General features: G+C 47.4%; 16 protein-coding genes. 6 read left to right on the plus strand and 10 right to left on the minus strand.

Translation table 11 applies throughout. The annotated features are described in order from the left end of the window. Positions 1-49 precede the first annotated feature (49 nt). From AC4PME_RS15435 to AC4PME_RS15445, 3 genes are all read right to left on the minus strand, one after another. Entirely contained in the window at positions 50-928 is an 879-nt protein-coding gene (locus tag AC4PME_RS15435; protein ID WP_491044606.1) for an NAD(P)-dependent oxidoreductase, read from the minus strand. 409 nt (positions 929-1,337) lie between these two features. Beyond that, positions 1,338-2,279: a PDR/VanB family oxidoreductase gene (locus AC4PME_RS15440; RefSeq protein WP_491044605.1), complete on the minus strand. Its 942-nt coding sequence runs from the start codon at positions 2,277-2,279 to the stop codon at positions 1,338-1,340. Further along, on the minus strand, positions 2,276-3,337 hold the full coding sequence (locus AC4PME_RS15445; RefSeq protein ID WP_491044604.1) for a Rieske 2Fe-2S domain-containing protein: 1,062 nt from the start codon (positions 3,335-3,337) through the stop codon (positions 2,276-2,278). The genes AC4PME_RS15440 and AC4PME_RS15445 overlap by 4 nt, the downstream gene beginning before the upstream one ends. Positions 3,338-3,574: 237 nt before the next feature. Between AC4PME_RS15445 and AC4PME_RS15450 the strand changes: the two genes are divergently transcribed. Continuing rightward, positions 3,575-4,285 carry a GntR family transcriptional regulator gene (locus AC4PME_RS15450; protein WP_474844071.1) on the plus strand — a complete coding sequence of 237 codons (711 nt, stop codon included), beginning with the start codon at positions 3,575-3,577 and terminating at the stop codon, positions 4,283-4,285. Positions 4,286-4,317: 32 nt separating this feature from the next. On the opposite strand, the gene AC4PME_RS15455 is transcribed toward AC4PME_RS15450, so the two are convergent. The 5 genes from AC4PME_RS15455 to AC4PME_RS15475 form a co-directional block, all read right to left on the minus strand. After that, positions 4,318-5,190 carry a DNA ligase gene (locus tag AC4PME_RS15455; protein ID WP_491044603.1) on the minus strand — a complete coding sequence of 291 codons (873 nt, stop codon included), beginning with the start codon at positions 5,188-5,190 and terminating at the stop codon, positions 4,318-4,320. 149 nt (positions 5,191-5,339) lie between these two features. Next, positions 5,340-5,870 carry a protein tyrosine phosphatase family protein gene (locus tag AC4PME_RS15460; protein WP_491044602.1) on the minus strand — a complete coding sequence of 177 codons (531 nt, stop codon included), beginning with the start codon at positions 5,868-5,870 and terminating at the stop codon, positions 5,340-5,342. Positions 5,871-5,939: 69 nt separating this feature from the next. Continuing rightward, positions 5,940-7,634 (minus strand): class I SAM-dependent methyltransferase, encoded by a 1,695-nt coding sequence (locus AC4PME_RS15465; RefSeq protein ID WP_491044601.1) that lies wholly within the window; start codon positions 7,632-7,634, stop codon positions 5,940-5,942. 113 nt (positions 7,635-7,747) lie between these two features. Further along, a complete protein-coding gene (locus tag AC4PME_RS15470) occupies positions 7,748-8,176 on the minus strand; it encodes a DUF3010 family protein (protein WP_119503238.1) in 429 nt (142 codons plus the stop codon). A 182-nt stretch (positions 8,177-8,358) separates the two neighbouring features. Next, positions 8,359-9,228, minus strand: coding sequence for a helix-turn-helix transcriptional regulator (locus tag AC4PME_RS15475; protein WP_491044600.1), 870 nt, complete (start codon positions 9,226-9,228; stop codon positions 8,359-8,361). Between the two features lie 266 nt (positions 9,229-9,494). Between AC4PME_RS15475 and AC4PME_RS15480 the strand changes: the two genes are divergently transcribed. The 5 genes from AC4PME_RS15480 to AC4PME_RS15500 are packed head-to-tail and all read left to right on the plus strand — an operon-like array spanning position 9,495 to position 16,900. After that, complete coding sequence (locus tag AC4PME_RS15480; RefSeq protein WP_491044599.1) at positions 9,495-9,743, plus strand: DUF4258 domain-containing protein; 249 nt, start codon at positions 9,495-9,497, stop codon at positions 9,741-9,743. A 9-nt stretch (positions 9,744-9,752) separates the two neighbouring features. Further along, a complete protein-coding gene (locus AC4PME_RS15485; protein ID WP_491044598.1) occupies positions 9,753-10,190 on the plus strand; it encodes an HNH endonuclease in 438 nt (145 codons plus the stop codon). A gap of 31 nt (positions 10,191-10,221) precedes the next feature. Further along, on the plus strand, positions 10,222-13,605 hold the full coding sequence (locus AC4PME_RS15490) for a TM0106 family RecB-like putative nuclease (RefSeq protein WP_491044597.1): 3,384 nt from the start codon (positions 10,222-10,224) through the stop codon (positions 13,603-13,605). Between the two features lie 11 nt (positions 13,606-13,616). After that, a complete protein-coding gene (locus AC4PME_RS15495; RefSeq protein ID WP_491044596.1) occupies positions 13,617-15,608 on the plus strand; it encodes a DUF8426 domain-containing protein in 1,992 nt (663 codons plus the stop codon). Then, complete coding sequence (locus tag AC4PME_RS15500; RefSeq protein ID WP_491044595.1) at positions 15,605-16,900, plus strand: McrC family protein; 1,296 nt, start codon at positions 15,605-15,607, stop codon at positions 16,898-16,900. Before AC4PME_RS15495 ends, AC4PME_RS15500 begins: the two co-directional genes overlap by 4 nt. Here AC4PME_RS15500 and AC4PME_RS15505 read toward each other — a convergent pair. Both AC4PME_RS15505 and AC4PME_RS15510 read right to left on the minus strand, forming a co-directional pair. Further along, positions 16,892-17,950 carry a hypothetical protein gene (locus tag AC4PME_RS15505; RefSeq protein WP_491044594.1) on the minus strand — a complete coding sequence of 353 codons (1,059 nt, stop codon included), beginning with the start codon at positions 17,948-17,950 and terminating at the stop codon, positions 16,892-16,894. The genes AC4PME_RS15500 and AC4PME_RS15505 overlap by 9 nt on opposite strands. 58 nt (positions 17,951-18,008) lie before the next feature. Next, positions 18,009-18,248 (minus strand): hypothetical protein, encoded by a 240-nt coding sequence (locus AC4PME_RS15510; RefSeq protein WP_491044593.1) that lies wholly within the window; start codon positions 18,246-18,248, stop codon positions 18,009-18,011. Positions 18,249-18,309: the final 61 nt, after the last annotated feature.

Here is an 18,309-nt window from a genome sequence, read left to right on the forward strand (position 1 = left end):
TGCTTTTAGGAGACAGGTATTTGGCTAAAGCTTTCGCTTCAGCAAATGCTTATTTATTCAGCTTCAGGAAGTAGTCGTAAATTTCCGGTACATTGCCATTTCCCATGCCCGCATCAAAGGCTGCCTGCAGATAAGACGAAGAGCCTTCTGCAATTTTAGATTCAGTACCGAGATCACTGACCATTTGCAGGAAATAGCCTAAATCTTTATTTGCATTCGCAATGGAAAAACCGAGATCGCTGACATTGTCTACTGCATAGTTTTTGCAGAATTGCATGAAAGGAGAGTTCGAAGGACCCGCTGACATAATGTCGAACAGTTGCTGGCGGTCTACGCCCGCACGTTCGGCCACAGCGAAGGCCTGAGACATGGTGCACACGGTGGTCATGCCCATAAAATTATTGATTAACTTAGTAGTATGGCCGGCACCCAGTTCACCGAGATAGAAAACATTCTCGCCCTGATCATCAAGTACAGGTTTTACTTTTTCAAAGGTGGCTTTGTCACCTGCAGCCATGATGTTCAGTAAGCCATCTTTTGCATGTGCAGGTGTGCGACCCAGCGGAGCGTCGATCATAGACGCGCCTTTTGCAGCCAGGTCTGCGCCGATTTTTCTCGTGGAAGCAGGAATCGAAGTGCCGAAATCGATCAGCACAGAACCTTCTTTCATCCCTGCCAGCAAACCATCTTCAGCGTATACCACTTTCTCAACAATCGTTGACGTGGTCAGGCAAAGCATAACAATATCAACCGCTTCTGCCAGTTCCTTGCCCGTCTGTACCGTTTTTCCGCCCCGCTCTACACACTTGGCTACGGCTTCTTTATTTAAATCCATAACAACAAGGGGGTAACCTTTGTTTTGCAGGTTTTCCACCATGTTACCGCCCATAAGACCAAGGCCAATAAAACCGATTACTGGTTTAGACATTACTATCTCCCGAATTCATTGTTGCAAGCAGTCCTGAGATTGAGTTGAACTTCCCCGCCTGTCATCACCGGCATAGTTCAGCTTTGTTCAATTATTCAGATGACACTACTTGAATTGCCAAACAAAATGGTTGATAGCCATGACCAACCAATCACAATAAAAAGGTATTTTTATCAGACCAATTTGTCAACCAATTATTTTTACCAAAAATAGTAAGCAGTGTTAACAGAGTACATAAATTTTACAAATAATTGATGTGGGAATAGAGATAAAAGAAGCAATATCAGGGAGTTATGGAAACTTCGGTGGCAGGCATATATCCGGAAAATTAAACGTGACTCGCCGGCAAAATAATTGCCGGCCAAATTGGTTGACCAATACATTCACCGGCCGGTGAGAGGGTAGGTTTTTACAGATCCAGCACTAAGCGTCCGCTTCTGGCCCTCGAACAGCAAGGGGTGATCAGTCTCATCTGTTGTTTTTCTTCGTCGGTGAGAAAAACATCGCGGTGATCGGCTTCGCCATCCAGCAAGCCGGTGACACAGGTGCCGCACACCCCTTCTTCACAGGAAACCGGCACAAACACGTCATTTTCTTCCAGCACCGAGAGGATTGTGCTGTCTTTATTCACGGTGAAAATGTCACCACTGGATTTGAGTTCAATCTCAAATGCTTCATCTGATGAGGTATCCGTTTCTGCTGCGGTGAAAAACTCGCGGTGCAGTTGTGAAGGCGATAATCCGGCGTTCTTTGCCGCGCTGAGCACATCTTGTATAAACCCGCCCGGCCCGCACACATACACCTGTGCTTTATCAGGCGCACCATAAAAACAACTGTTCAGATCAACCCGCTTACCGGCGAACGCAGCCTTACTGATAACGTGCACACAGGATGCCGGTCCGAGCCGGTCTGCATACACGGCCCGTTTGTCGTCAGCAACTGCATAGAAAACACGGAACGGCCGCCCTGCTTTCTGACAGGCTTCAGCCATGGTCACAATGGGCGTAATACCAATACCGGCAGCAAACAGGTAGCAGGGCGCATCGCTGTTATCGAGGGCAAAGTGATTACGGGGCTCACTGATGATCAGCGTGTCGCCTTTCCGCACTGTTTCGTGCACGCTCACAGAGCCGCCACGGCTTTGTTTATCTTTTAGTACGGCGATGGTGTAATGATTATCTTGCGGCTGACCGCACAGAGAATACTGACGGGTGAAATCACCCGGCAACTGCACATCAATGTGCGCACCGGCTTGCCACTCAGGCAACCGGAGGCCATTTTCAGCCACCAGCTTCAACTGACACACCGAATCATTGAGTAAGATTTTAGAGACGACAGTAGCTTTAATCATGCCACCTGCTCCGCAACAGAAGACTCAGATTCAAGCTTGATGGCTTTTGTGATCATGCGTCTTGCCTGCACACCGCCCGCGTCGATATCCAGTTTCAGTAAATGGCGTTCAGGATAGCGGCTGAGGTTCCGTTGCTGGCGTTCCAGCATTTCCTGATCTTCAGCAAAAATTTTACCCTGCCCCTCGCGAATTTTATCGGTCAGTGCCGGATCCTGCGGTTTGAATTTTCTGGCCATGCCCCAGAAGTACAGAATAGAAGTGTCGGTCGCCGGCGTGATGAAATCCACCACAATGCTGCTGGCTTTCACCTCATCGGGTGCGTGATACCCGCCGTTACCGGCCAGAGCTACGCCCACTTCAATCATCACGTGACTGGGTAAGTCGAAGCGGCAAATTTGCCAGCGGTCTACCGGCGCATTCTTATCCAGCCCGTTCATCTCCATTGCCGCCTGCCAGAATGGCGGAGGCATAATGTTTTCCATAAACCGGCTGGTGACCACCTGCTTACCTTCCATGGTGGTTTTTACCGGTGTTTCATCAATTTCCTTTTGTCCGATACTGGTGGCATGCACATAGGTTTCGTGCGTTAAATCCATGAGATTATCTATCATCAGCCGGTAATCACAGGCGATTTCATACAGCCCGCCGCCGTACGCCCACTCAGGACTTTCTGCCCACTCAAGATGAGGAATGTCAGACACACAGGCTTTTTCTTTGTCGCCGGGCCAGATCCAGATGTAGCCATACTTTTCCTCAACAGGAATAGCACGGATGCAGGGAAAACGTTCCGTTCTCTGATTAGGCATAGAGTGGGTTTTACCGGTTTTGTCCATTTGCAAACCGTGATAACCGCATACCAGCTTGCCCTTTTCCACGTAACCCAGCGACAAGGGTGCTCCCCGGTGAGGACAGAAATCTTCAACGGCCTGAATTGCCCCTGTTTCATCACGATAAAAAGCAATGTCGATATTGCATACGGTTCTGCCAAGTGGCGCTGTGGCATTTACCTCGTCAGCGGCAGCCGCCACATACCAGGTATTTTTCATAAACGTCGTCATAGAAACACCCTGAAATTGGATCCAATGTTAAAGTAAAGTAACGGCATTAACCCTACACTAACTTTAATATTGGATCCAATAGATCATTATTCGGACTAATAAATAGTGTTAAACCGGTTTAGCAAACAAGAATGGATCCAAAGAACGAAATATGCGTTGTCTCACGGAGTACATGATGTTTTTCACGGGGGCGTGTATGCTTGTGTCAGTTTGTACAGCATAAACAACAGGTTCATTTTGGTTACAGGTAAACACGCTGTTATCAGTATTCTGAGAAACAAAATCCTTTCCGGTGATTTTGCTCCGGGTGAGCGACTGGCGGAAATCCCCACCGCAGAAGCGCTGGGTGTATCACGTACTCCGGTACGCATTGCATTCAGACAGTTAGCTCAGGAAGGACTGCTTACCAAACTCCCGCGACGTGGTTATCAGGTACGTCATCTTAATCAGGAAGACATAAACGGTTCTGTGGAAGTGCGTGGTGTGCTGGAAGGACTGGCCGCGCGGCTGGCGGCAGAGAAAGGCCTGAGCGAAGCGCATCAGGCACAATTAGCAGAATGTCTGCATGAGGGCGATGAGATTTTTGCTGACGGCGAACTCACCGATGATGATGTACAGCGTTATGTAGAAATGAACAACACCTTCCATTCGGTGATCCTTGAAGCCAGTTGCAATCCTGCCATTGCGGCGGCATTACAGCCCAACGAATTTTTACCCATGGCCTCGGTCAGCGCCATGGTATTTGATCCGAAAGACAGCGCCAGGGAATACCGGCGCCTGCTTTACGCACATCAGCAGCACTATGCCATTGTTGATGCGTTGCTAAACCGTCAGGGAGCGCGTGCAGAAGCCTTAATGAAAGAGCACGCTCATGCTGCACTGGTGCGGTTCGATGCAGTGCGGGACTCTTCATCAGTGAAAGTGTACCGGTTAGCCGGGCAAAAGTGAGCAAAGAGAAGCCGGCAGAGATGTGACTCTCTTTACTGATGATTTCCCATATCCTTGTCCGGCCTCACCCGCATAAAACTGGCAAACCTGGGCAGACCTTTTTGTGTTCTGCCGTAGAATTTATACGTGATCCAACTACCCACCGGTGGCGGACTTGCGCGATCTGCATCGCTCAGGCCACTGCCTACATTGAAAATCAGGCCATCCCGGCTTTGCACGATGAGCGAGCCGGTCAGTCCTGCATATTTTCCTTTCGCCGGCACATAGCCAATCACTTCAGCTTCATCATCTTCATGACGTTTCAGCTTCAGCAGCAGCTCACTGCGACCATCCTTATACAGGGCCTGCCTGTGATGCAGCATAAGTCCTTCACCGCCCGCATTAACGACCTTATCCAGCCTTTGCTCCAAAGTTGCTGCACTAGCAGTCTGCTCCTGAGGCACAGCTTTAAGCGTAATGCTGTTTGTACTGGCCACCAGCTTATTGATTAGTTGTACCCGCTCAGCAAAGGGTTTTGCGGAACCCGGCAGGTCGAACACCATCATGCTGACTTCTTTCCACCGTTCATCCGGCGTATCACGCAGTACTACCGATGCAATACGCTGAAAATCATTACGCTTCGTCCACAACTCCCCGTCCAGCGCCTGTGCCGGCCAGTTCGCAGTAAACCATTCCGGCGCATGTATTTTATTGCCATTTCGCGTTTTCAGTTCTGTACCCGTCCACCGCGCCCGGACGCCATCCAGCTTTTCACTTACCAGGTAATTTTGAATATCAATCGAATCTGAGTACTGTGAAGCGAGTTGCAAAGGCATCTTTTCTTCATCAGCAGGCTTATTTGCCAGCGCAGCAGCAGAGAAGACAGTTACAATCACAAGCATAAAAGCACGGGCGGGATGTGTCATTCAGGTAGTCCGATAAGGTAAAAGACTCAGACTACAGCGCGGCCCCGATAAGAAAACCGGGCTTACGGGCAGATTAGGGGCGGTTTCAGGGTGCCTTAAATAAAAAGGGACCAAGTGGAAGGCGCATTTGAGGAAATGCGCCGCGGTATTCAGCTTACCTGATAATGCGCCTTAACGGTGTCGATGAAAGCCTGCCAGGTTTCATTAGGTTGCCAGATGGCATCCAGGTCTGCCTTCGCCTCAGCTTCAGGCTCGCCCAGCTGAGTGACGCGGTACAAATAGGTAAACACAGCGCCACGCCAGTTCAGTTTACAATGAGTCAGCGTTGTTCCTTCCCGGCTCTGTGCCTGCTGCATATAACCCACGTACTCCTGAAAATTTTCCAGCGTCGGATTATCCCACACCACCTGCACATTCTCGTACGCCAGGCCGGTATTCAGAACAATTTCCCGTTCCTCACTTCTGTCACCGGGGATCAGGTCAATCACAGTGGTCACGCCCTGCGCTTTGAACACATCAAAATGAGGCTTTGACGGCAGGCCGGAACTCACCATATTCTCAGTATTTACCTGAAAATTCTTCAGCGGCGGCAGCTTTTCAAAGTTACCGCTGTCGGCAGCCTGAGCAAGTGTAGTAAACATCAGAGTAGTCAGTAGTAACAGGTGTTTGAATGCGTTCATCGTTCCCTCTTTGGCGCATGGTTCGGGCAGTTTCACTAAACTTACTATAGGACTTAACGCCGCGCCGCACTACCATTCTTTCAATTGCTGGAAATCTTTTATTCTGTCCCGTTGCATCACCATGGCTTCGAATACGTCTGAGAAACTACGGTTTGCGGCACTTAAATTAGGAAGAGACAGGTTCGCCTGAATAAAAAACTCATCTGCCTGATCCTGCCACGCCTGCTCCCACCATCCGGTAATGACATGCCGGCTATTCATCATCCGCAAACTCGTCGGTAACTTATCGGATTTTTCAGCATTAATCTTTGATTGTGCCGGCAACAGATTCCAAAGATCATTGTTAGGCCAGCGTGCAAATGGCATTGCGTGATCGACCGCATAACTGTTTATCCTGATAGCCTTGCTGGACCAGCAGCATTTCACTTCTTCCTGCGTCAGCAACTTGTCCACGCGGCCCCTGACTCTGGCTGTTGTTCTGACAGGGTCTTCCCAGCTAAGTGCACGGAGTAAATCCCCTTTAGAGACCGCACGGTTTTGTCTGGTCATGTAGCTTTCCATCAGCGCTACCCATTCATTCACCAGCGACGGTTCTATCCAAACGCTGAACCGTGAAAGGGAATCCCAGACGCGTTCAGGCACATAGAATTTACCCACAGATGCAAAATAAGCCCCGTCGAGTGACAGGCAGTCCTTAATACGGGGATGGTTAAGAGTGACATGAAACACATTGTCTTTTGTGCCGGGAAGCGTGATGTATCTGGCCGGCATATCTCTGATAACGGTGGCCACATCTTTTATTGTGCGATGAACAGCACGGGCACTCAGAGGGTCTGAGAAGTTCGCCCCGACATACAAATCATTGCCGGAAAACGAAGCCAGTTTTCCCCAGCCATCTTCTTTCAGGAATCCGGGCTTTTTAGCCGGGTCGCTGTTCTGCGGTAGATTAAAATGATCGAGGAGAGGCTTAAATAAACGGATCCAATACAACGCCACCAGTCCCGCCGGTAATACAACATACCCGTCGGTACGGTCGATAACCGCTCCTGGGTGACCTTCGGCTATTCTGAGAAGCGTTCTGAGTAAGGCGACTTTGTATGTTGATGACTTACTGTCGTTTACGATGATATTTCGAAGTAACGGAAATGCACCGGAGCCGTCGTCCGGTAGCGTGAGTACCACGGTTTCCCATGTTACGTCGCTACGTCCAAGTTCATCATGTTTTGCTTTTTTGTTCAGCAGCCTGAAGCTTAATCCAAACCGCTTTGCCAGCGCTGACAGTTCATCTGCGGAAACCGGATACATAGTGCGCCCGTCATCAACTGCGCCACCATGGCGAAGAGAGATAACAATTTTGCCATTGGCTTTTAGCAGACCACTGACTTTGCGCAGGCAGCGCTCCCGCTCAGAAGGCACAATGTGCATCCAGACCGCGCTGAGTAAGATAAGATCGAACCGGGCAGACAGGTTAAACACTTTTTTGAGTTCCGGCAGACTGTCATCCAGCCAGTGAACAGGTTGATTTACGGCATAGTGTTGCGCCCGCTCGCGAATGCCGCCGGCTGGCTCAACAGCAACCACACTTAACCCTCTGGACGCCAGATAGCGCGCATCACGACCGGAACCGGCACCAATATCCAGCGCAAAGCCTTGTTGCGGTATTTCATCCAGCCAGTCCTCATGCACCTGTTCGAAAGACACACTGTTGTACTGCGCAGTCAAACGCTCAGCATGCTTCGAATAATAGGTGATGTTGTCAGTCAAGCAGCGTTTCCTTCGCCAGCTATTTGCAAGATGCAATTGAATGAAACAGGTATATCAGCAAGGCGGGTTTGGCACAAGGGAGAGATACTCAGCAAAATGACCTTGCGGGAAAACTACAGGTGTTGACTCATGTAGGCCAGAGCAGTTTCAAATGCTGACTTCTGGAATCCTTTTAAACCCGTCTCGCTAAACTCTACGTACATCTGGCTATCTTTTAATGCTGCTTTAATTTCGGTCGGCGGCATTATGATAACTTGCACCCCGCTTAGTAATTCCAGCGCCGCCTCCAATTTGAAGCCAATAGCGCCACCGGCAAACTTGCCCTTCATCGGACGCTGGCGGATAACGATTATTTCGATTTTGTAATCCTGCACCAACTGCGCGAAGGATTTTTGGAAATACTTAAGCTCATGGGCAGTAGCAGCTTTTTGCAGGCTCAATTTACGAGTGCGGCAATCAGGGAGCCGGAACATATCGTTCTCAAGATTCAACAGGGCAATGTTTGCATCATTTCCCGCCAGTTCTACACCACATACACGCATTAAAAACTCCGCTTATAAATATCAGGTCAGAGTATAACGGATTTGCTGGTATTGCGGGTTGGTTTTTCTGATCACCAACATTCTTTATTTCTCACTTTGGCTTTCCAAAATGTGACCAGGGAATTACAGATAATTCACCCTGCTGGTAAGGTGTTGGCCTGACGAATTTTGTAGATTAAGACCTAAAACAGCCACCGCTTAATCGAATCAATATTTTCGATAACAATTTGCTGCGCTTTAGGATCCGCGGAGATAGTGTTCTGATCAACATTCATCATCTGCAGGAGGTACTGCACCATTGAACCCCGCACTGTAATCAGCAGGCGATTCTCGGTCATGCCGTAATCACCGGCAACGATGGCCTGTTGCTCTGCGGTAAGACGTCCGTCTGGCTTAAAGCAGACATTAACCTGCGTCATCCAGTCGAAGTCTGACGCTTTCTGAACATCGCTTTTACCAACAATATCCGGCTCACCGTAAAAACGGGTCAGCACGAAGTCTCTGAATGCCTGATTTTTTTCACACCATGCCCTTACATACCAGCGAAGCCCCGAATGCACAATTGAATGCGGCGCGATAATCCGGCCATCTCTGTCAGGGCTGTTGATGGAGCGATAATCGACTTCGAGCCGCTCGCCTTTCTGGCAGGCTCTGGCGAGTATCCGGAAGATTTCAGGTCGCACCCTGTACTGAGGCAACGGCATCATGTGCGTATGTTCGAGCCCTAGCGACAAGTTCCCGAATGTTGTTACCAAATCGCTGTTGCGCTGGGCGAGCTGCAGATATTCGTCCACCAGACCAGAGGTAAGTTTGGGGGCAAAGTTCTCTGACGGTTCGTAACCTTTGCTGGAAGCGTTGTACTCGAGATTTCCGGGGGCCACCAGCCGCAGATAGTCATTTATATCTTTAGATGCCTGTTGCCGGCCGATACCGAAATAGCCCGTCAGATGCGATGCATTCAGCTTGCCTTCCCATAAAGCAATAATTTCAATCAGGCGGTAGCGTTGCAGTAAATCGTAGCGTAGCGGCCACTTATCAGTTTTGATTTCCATATGCATCCGTAGGCGACATGTCTTTCGAATATAACACCATAGCAAGGTAACTTTTACAAACATTGCATCACCTTACGTGGTTTTAAAGGCGACACATTCAAATCATAAAAATCATGCACTTACATTTTAACCACTCAAATACTGCCAGTCTCAACAATAAATAAGCCTGCACCTGCCTGATTATACGACGTGTCTTAATGTACAGTAATTGATCTGCCGTGAGCGGCGACATATTGTTCATTTCAACAACGAAACGGAGACAGCCAGTGACTTATTCAAAACATGCTCAACAACGCTGTCAGCAAAGAGGTATTTCCGCTGACTATGTCCTGCTATTAGAAATGCTCGGTGCCGAAGTGATGCAGAAAGGCGGCAGCTACGTTCTCCGGTTAGACAAGGACACACAGAAGTCACTGGCAAAACGACTGAAACGCCTGCTGATGCAGGTACAAAAAGATATTTATGTAGTGGTAACGGAAGATGACACCCTCGTCACCGCTGCGCACAAGTATTAAGGAGCAGCTATGACGATCAGAGTAACCCTGCAGCAGAATGGAAAATGTACGCGCAAGGAATATCGCACGCATAAGCGTGCAGTCCTGTCGATTAAACGCTGGTTTGCGGCAAACAACGGGATCGCCATGGTGTATCAGCCCGGCAAGTTACCTGTGGTTTACCGCAACCAGTATGAACTGCCCGAACAGGCGTTTCAGTCAAAAACCAATTTTTACCGCACAAAAGCGTGGCTGACGCTCAGGGTCAGGGTACTGGCTGCATCTGATGGCCGCTGTAAGCTGTGCGGAATCTCTGCTGAAGCGGGTGTCTCGTTGCATGTTGACCATATTAAGCCGCGCAGTCAGTACCCTGAACTCGCGCTGGAAGAAAGTAATCTGCAGGTATTATGCGAAGCCTGCAATTTAGGTAAGATGACCAGCGAACTAACGTTTGAGTCTTCGAAGTAACGTGTTGTATTAGTTCACATAAGGATAAATTATGCAGTATCAGGATGGTCACTTACGCTTCAGCCCTTCGGACCTGGTTAACTACAGTCGCTCCGCATTTATTAGCTGGATGGACAGACGTGCAACCGAAGATGCCGGTATTAAAGCACTAAAGGATACCCCCAGCACAATGCTGTCGTACCTCGCAGAAAAGGGGTACGAGCATGAGGATGCGTTTCTGGAAATCCTCAAGCGTGAGTATGAAAATGTTGTGACTGTGGATGTGGATAATACCACAAAGGCAATGCAGATTGAGGCAACATTGAATGCCATGCGATCTGGTGCCGATGTCATCTTTCAGGCCCGACTGAGTCACGGTGATTTTGCAGGCTATGCAGACTTCCTGGTTAAGGTGCCAGAACCATCTGATCTCGGAGCCTTTTCCTATGAGCCCTGGGATACGAAATTAGCTAAACAACCAAAGGCCTATTTCATTATTCAGCTTTGCTGCTACGCCGAAATGATTGAGGCTGTTCAGGGCAGGCTACCGGATAATCTTACTGTGGTGCTGGGCACACAGGAAAAGGCCACGTATCGAACAAGAGACTTTTACGCCTACTACCAGCGTATCAAATCTGACTTTCTGCAGTTACAGCACACGTTCGATGCCACGAAGCCGGTTGACCCCTTCTCAGCCGGCGATGTGGGAGAATGGTCATCTTATGTAGATACTCTTCGCGAACAACAGGATCATCTGTCAAAAATTGCCAATATCACGCGCAACCAGATTAATAAGCTCAACGCACTCGGCATTATGACCTGCGCTGAACTGGTGTCAGAAACCCGCGCCTCTTTACCGAAAATCAACGTGCAGGTTTATCAGCGGCTGAAGCAGCAGGCAGCCATTCAACTTGAAAGCGAAAGCGCTGGAAAAATTGCCTGTGAATGTTTACCTGAAGTATCGGGCGAAGACCGCCTGGGCTTCCGGGCTTTACCTCCTCATAGCAATAGTGATCTGTTTTTTGACCTCGAAGGCTTTCCCTTTACCGACGGTGGACTTGAATACCTGTGGGGCGTCACCTGCTTTGACGAAAATGGTCAGCGTTTGTTCTGGGAACGCTGGGCTCACGACCACCAGCAGGAAAAAAACGCCCTGATTGATTTCGTTAATTTTGCCTTCACGCGCTGGCAGAATGACAGAAACATGCATGTTTATCACTACGGGCATTATGAAATATCTGTGCTTAAGCGCCTTATGGGCCGTTACGGCGTGATGGAAAATCAGATCGACGATATGCTGCGTGCTGGTGTATTCGTCGACCTGTATCAGATCGTCAGGCACGCCGTGTTGGTGGGTGCCCCGTCCTATTCGATCAAAAAAGTAGAATTACTTTACCGTGAAGCCCGGGATACAGATGTAGCATCCGGCGATGATTCCGTTGTTGTATACGCCAACTGGCGTTCAAATCCGGACGGAGATGACTGGCAACACTCTGAGGCACTGAAGTTTATCCGCAGTTACAACATTGATGACTGCGATTCGACTCAGGAACTGACTGAATGGCTGCGCGGCGAACAACGCCGTTCGGGTATCGACTATCAGCCTCTCGATATTACCGCCGTCAAAGCGACGACACCTTCTGAGGGCAGCGTCCTCCTTCCGCATAAAGTCACTGAAGATAAGCTACGGAACATCGCAGCAGATACCCGAAACGAGCCTGATGATCGTCACATCGCTACTGTGCTGGCTGACCTCACTGATTTTTATCAGCGTGAGGACAAGCCGACTTGGTGGAAGTTCTTCGAACGCCTGGAAATGACCTTTGATGAATTGTATGAGGATCCTGACTGTCTGGTGGATTGTGTTTTCATGGAACATGATGCGTCGGGCAAGCAACCGGTTCTGATTTACCAGTACGATATTAATCAGGAATTCAGGAACAAGCGCTTCACTCAGGCTTTTGTTATCGGCGCAAACGGGCAAAAAGTATCAATAAAAGCCGTTGATACTGATAAAGGGCATGTGCAGATTAAAGCCGATTCCGGATTCGGATTACCGCAAAATATCACGCTCATCAGCTATGAAATTTTCAATAAGAAGTCTCTGGAAGCATCGCTATGGGATTGTGCTCAGCGATTTGCCGAATTCAGACAAATTCATCCTGCATTAAAATGCTTTCTTTTGAGACAATCCCCGGGAATCGATTCTGACTTGTTGCGAGCTATCGACGCCGCCAGAGATGACCAGAAGCTGGCGCTGATTGAGCAAGCCGTATCAGCCATGAATGACACCTTTTTATCCATTCAGGGGCCACCCGGCACAGGTAAAACTTATACCGCTTCCCATGTGATTCTGCATTTGCTCGGCCAGGGCAAACGTATAGGTGTGTCCTCAAACAGTCATGCTGCAATCAACCACCTTTTGATGGCGACAGCGCAATTATCAGTAGATAAGCAAACGCCTTATCCTATATATAAAATTCAAACCGATAATGACGACGACATATTCCGGAATTATCCAATTCAGCATGTTAATACTACGCGGAAAAGTCCGTTTGAGATGACGTCGACCGGCCTCGTTGGTTTCACTGTGTGGGGAGCACAAAATACTGGCCCTCAACTCGATTATCTGTTTGTCGATGAAGCCGGACAGGTTTCAATAGCCAACCTGATAGCAATGGCCCGGGTTGCAAGGAATATCGTTGTGATGGGCGACCAGATGCAGCTGCCGCAGCCTGTTCAGGGCACTCATCCGGGCGACAGTGGTAAGTCAGTACTGGATTTTCTGCTCGATGATTTAAGAACTATCCCCGCTGAAAAAGGTATTTTTCTGAACCGGACCTATCGTATGCACAACGATGTGAACCAGTTCATTTCAACCATGATTTACGAAGGCCGGCTTGAAAATCATCTGGCTTGTGATAACCAGAAAATTATTTACCCGGTGGCGACTTCGTTTCCTGAAACCGGGATTTTCCCCGTGTGTATACCTCACTCCGGCAACAAACAGCACAGTCCGGAAGAAGTATCCAAAATAACTGAACTGGTAAACCATTTTCTGACCTGCACGTTCCGGGAAAAAGACGGCAGCGTCAGACCCGTTACCACCGGTGACATACTCGTCGTTGCGCCATTCAACCATCAGGTTAACGAACTGAAAAAGCATATCGGCTCCAGGGCTCGTGTGGGAACCGTCGATCTGTTTCAGGGCCAGGAAGCACCAATAGTGATTGTGTCTATGGCAGCAAGCCAGGCCGTTGATTCGCCCCGGGGAGTGGACTTTCTGCTGAATATAAACCGTCTGAACGTTGCTATTTCCCGGGCACAGGCCTTAGCAGTAGTGGTGCATGCGGAAAGCTTGTTGGAGGGAACACCGGATAAGATTGAGGATATCCGGCGGTTTAATTTGATGTCTGAGTTATCGAATAATTGTTAGGGATAATACAAATGAATTCATTAGAAATTCACCAAGCACTGAATGATTTAAATTATTTAAGAACAGAAAAAGATCTCGCTTATGCTTTTGGGCATCAAGTGGCGAAAAATACTTATTTATATGTAAAGAAAAACAATGACGTAGATAGAGTCTTTGATGATTGGTGTTTAGTAATACATCCAGAAAACTTTCAAAGAAGAGAAGAGCTAGAAAGCATAGATGGTTTAGCCTTTAATTGGAATCCGAGAAAAAGTAATAGCTATAAAGAATTCCCAAAGTTTGGTGGTGTGGGTACGAAATACGGGCATGAGGTTTCTGTGAGAAATCTTAGCGCTCTTAAGAAACTCATCGCTGTACTTACTACTTCAGACCTAACCCTCACATCAAAAGAAAATTCTGAGATAAATCCTAACATGCGCGAAAGTACACCTCTAAACCAAATCATCTACGGCCCTCCGGGAACGGGTAAAACCTACTCAACTACCGCTGAAGCCGTAAAGCTGGCCGACCCTGACTGGTTCAAAGAGACGGAATCATCTGCTTCAGATCAGCACGAATGGCGTGCATTGCTGAAAGGTAAATACGATGACCTGATCAATCAGAGCAGGATTGCATTTACAACGTTTCATCAGAGTTTTTCATACGAAGATTTTGTTGAAGGTATTCGCGCTTTAACTGACGAAGATAAAGGCACCATCAGTTATGAAGTGGTAGATGGCATATTCAAGCGGCTCTGCACCAGTGCCCTGGTGAAGTCTCATAAGAACGGCAATGACGCTGTGAACCTCGAAAATCGTAATATATGGAAACTGTCACTTGGTGATAGTAAGGGTAATGAGGGACATATTTATGATGAATGTATTGCCAATAATTACGTTTTGATGAACTGGGGTGAAGAAATTGACTTTAGTGGGCTTGAGACAAAAGATGCCATAAAACAACATCTCGATATGCATCAAAAAGATCCGCAAGATAAAAACGATTATGAGGCAGGTACATTAAATCGCTTCATAAATGTGATGAAAAAAGGTGACTTAATCATTGTTCCCGACGGAAACAGTAAATTCAGAGCTATAGCCGAAGTTGTCGGCGACTATGAGTATCTTTCAACTGATGAACGTGAGGGATACCAGCAGCTACGCCGGGTAAACTGGCTGAGTCACTATTCCCCAAGCTTACCGCGGGAAAGGCTGTTTAAGAAGTCACTTTCTAAGCAAGCTTTTTATTCCCTTGGTTCGGACACAATAGATTTGTCAAAGTTGAAAGTTCTTTTGACTTCTGCCCCCGCAACTGAAGGAGAGTGTTTACCTCATGTTCTGATCATTGACGAAATTAACAGGGGCAACTTGTCCAGAATCTTTGGCGAGCTCATCACGCTTATTGAAACGGATAAAAGACAAGGCGGCGAAGATCAGCGCACAGTCATTCTGCCGTACTCAAAGGAAGCGTTCTCGGTCCCTGATAATCTGTATATTCTCGGCACGATGAACACAGCTGATAAGTCGTTGGCACAACTGGACCTCGCTTTGCGCCGGCGCTTTGAGTTTATTGAATTATTGCCGCAGCCAGAGTTACTTTCAGATTTAACTGTCTTCGGCGTCAAGGTTTCAGACATTCTCAGCATCATGAATCAGCGCATCGAAGTTCTGCTGGATCGCGATCATGCTATCGGGCATAGCCATTTCTGGCCGCTTAAGAAACTGGATAGCCAGGCAGAGAGAGAAAACCTGATTGGCACCATTTTCAGAAAACGGATTATCCCGCTTCTGCAGGAATACTTCTTTGCTGACTGGGAGCGTATCAGCTGGGTTTTAAATGATTTGGAGAAACCGGCTTCATCCCGGTTTATCCAGTTAGAAAATACAGGACTTTCAATTAGCAAGCTGTTCAGCAGTGCCGTTGCAGAGGAAATTAACGATCGACGCTACCTCATTAACGAGCAGGCCTTTTCCGATCCTGAATCCTTTCGCAGAATTTTGCCTTTTAACGAGGCACAAGAATGATAAGGGTCCGGGAGTATGCTTGCCTGACAACAAGACCAGTGGCCTCGCCGTCACTGGATCTGGCGCACATCGACAAAGCTACGTTCAGCTGGCTTTGCAACTGGATCGTGCCCGGGGAAAAAAGCCCCGTCAGTCTGCGTGACCCAAACACCATTAAATTATCCAGCTATGTGGGCTATATAGAGTCTCCCTGCGGAACGGGTATAGAGATATTGCCGAAGTCCCGTTTGGGCGAGGAACAACCGGAACATGGAAGAAAAGTGCTCCGTAGAATGCTCGGCGCGACGGTGAACATGCAAAGTAAAGAGGCTGAAAGTGCATCCCTCGCCCGCTCTCAGTTACCCGTTCATGAATGGATCTACCTTCAGTTTCTGCAAGAGTTAAAACGACTGTTAGGAAGCGGCTTACGCGGTCAGTATTCAAGAGTGAGTGAAATCAGCCCGTTCCTTCGTGGGCAGCTTGATATAGCCAGGCAACAGCGTCAGCCTCCCGGAAGGCAGCATCTGCTGAATATCAATCATGATGTCTTCCTGCTGGACAGAATCGAGAACCGTCTGATCAAGACAGCACTCCAGTCGGTCGTCCGCTATGGAAAATCTCCGGAAGTCTGGCGACTTGCAAATGAATTCAGCCATCTGCTGGATGAGTTGCAACCAGTGGCAAATCCAACTCAGCTGTTATCTAAATGGTCTGACAATAAGCTGATGCAGGGATACCGGAAGATAAATCCATGGTGTGCTTTAATTCTTGAAAAAATGAATCCGGACTTTCAGAAAGGTAGCCACCGGGGCATTTCGCTACTGTTCCCGATGGAAGTACTTTTTGAATCGTTTGTTGGTAGCAGGCTCAGACAGTCTGTGAAAAAGCCGTGGAATTTAACACTACAGGCTTGCAGTGAATATCTGTTAACCCACCAGCCGGATGAACTCTCAGGCGTAAATCGCTGGTTTCAGCTAAGACCCGATTTTTTATTCAACCGCAGAACAGACCGGATCGTCGCTGATACAAAATGGAAACTAATATCTGCCCACGACAATAATACCTTTATCAAGTATGGGTTGTCTCAGTCTGATCTCTATCAGATGTATGCTTACGGCGCTAAATACCAGAATTCACAAGGGCATATGATGCTTATCTATCCTGAACACGAACAGTTTAAGGAGCCACTCCCTGTGTTTTCATTTTCTGAAGACCTCCACCTCTGGGTTGTGCCGTTCTGCATAGATAAAGGCGTATTGATACCGGGCAAGTGGATGGAACATATTGAAGACGTCGTCGCTCTGTCAGCCTGAATGAGATTCTGGTCTGACTGAATAGTGCCCATCACTGATTTCGGTGATAACAACAGTATCACCGATTATCACGTCATAGGTTTGATAAAAGGTCTTCAAGGCTACACGCGATCTGAATATTTTCTTTTTTCCATCAATATCTGTTTCAAACTGTTTACCGCCACCAACGTCAAGTAGCAGATTCTCAGCGGCCGCTTCCTTTTTGCTAGCTCCTCCGATGTATTTATCAGGAAACAAATCCATAACTTTTGTCAGGTAAATGTGATTGTTCCTGATATTACCGCCAGTAAGAGTTATAAAAACTTTCTGAACGTTGCCCTCTTGCTGAACTGAGCGAAGTTTATGATATTGATTCACATAACTGGAGAAAATATCCTTTTCGATGAAAGTCCGGTTGCTTCCATCGGAGGCCTTTACTGTCCTGATCCGTTTTGCCAGTGGTGTATTCGTCGATGCGAGTCCGCGTGCAGTCCTTTCTGTTTCTAACTCCAGCATGAGCGCAAGCTGTTTAAAGGTATATCCCTGCGAATTGATACCTAATAAATTAAGCAGTCCGTAATCTTCAAGATAGTCCACTTTTTCATCAAGGCTGAGTTTTGTAAGGAACTTAGTAAGAAAGTTATTAAATCGTGATTTATCGAAATACTCCTGTGAAAAATACTCATCGCCGGACTCCAGTCTGAGATATTGCATAAGAGGGAATATTGCCTCCACACAGAAATCTCCCACCCCGCCTATATAACCGAACCCTTCGTACAAATGCTTTTTATTAGTATCCGTAAGAGTCTGATCGAACACATAGCGATTGAGCAGGACTAAATTCTTAAAAATCTGCAAAGTTCGAAGCTCATCAAGCCTTTCTTTTGATAGCGCCTTAAATTCAATAGCAAGGTAAGGGTCGTCGTCTTCAGCGGCGAAGGTTTCTTCGGTACCCAGATAGCCTGTTGTAACAAGCATGGTTAACCTTTGAAGTTTTGTAGTTATTACATATGTAATTTTCAGCAATTCATCATTTGAATATGGAGTTAATTTCAAATTTTCAGTATCCACAAACGTTATCCTCTTGCTCAGAAAATTTTGAAGGCACTTTTGTACCTTCAACTTAAAATCAACTAAATACTAAAGATTCTTTAGACACCAGGCTGGGTGCTATTTTTTCAGTTACACCGCTCATTCGGACCTTAAACCCTTTATCCACATAGGACTTTATCTCTTCGTAAGTAGAGACTTCGATATAATCTTCTTTAAAACGCGTTTTACTAACAATGAATTTGCCGTTTTTAGTTCTATGAGGGGCACATATTACGCCAGCTTTCTTGCCGCTCTTTATTGTATAATTAATATTCATCTTTACTCGCGAATTCAACTCCGAAGTGCACCACTCGCTAAATTAGGCAGCCTTGCGTAAT

It is taken from the genome of Alteromonas sp., assembly GCF_984505615.1.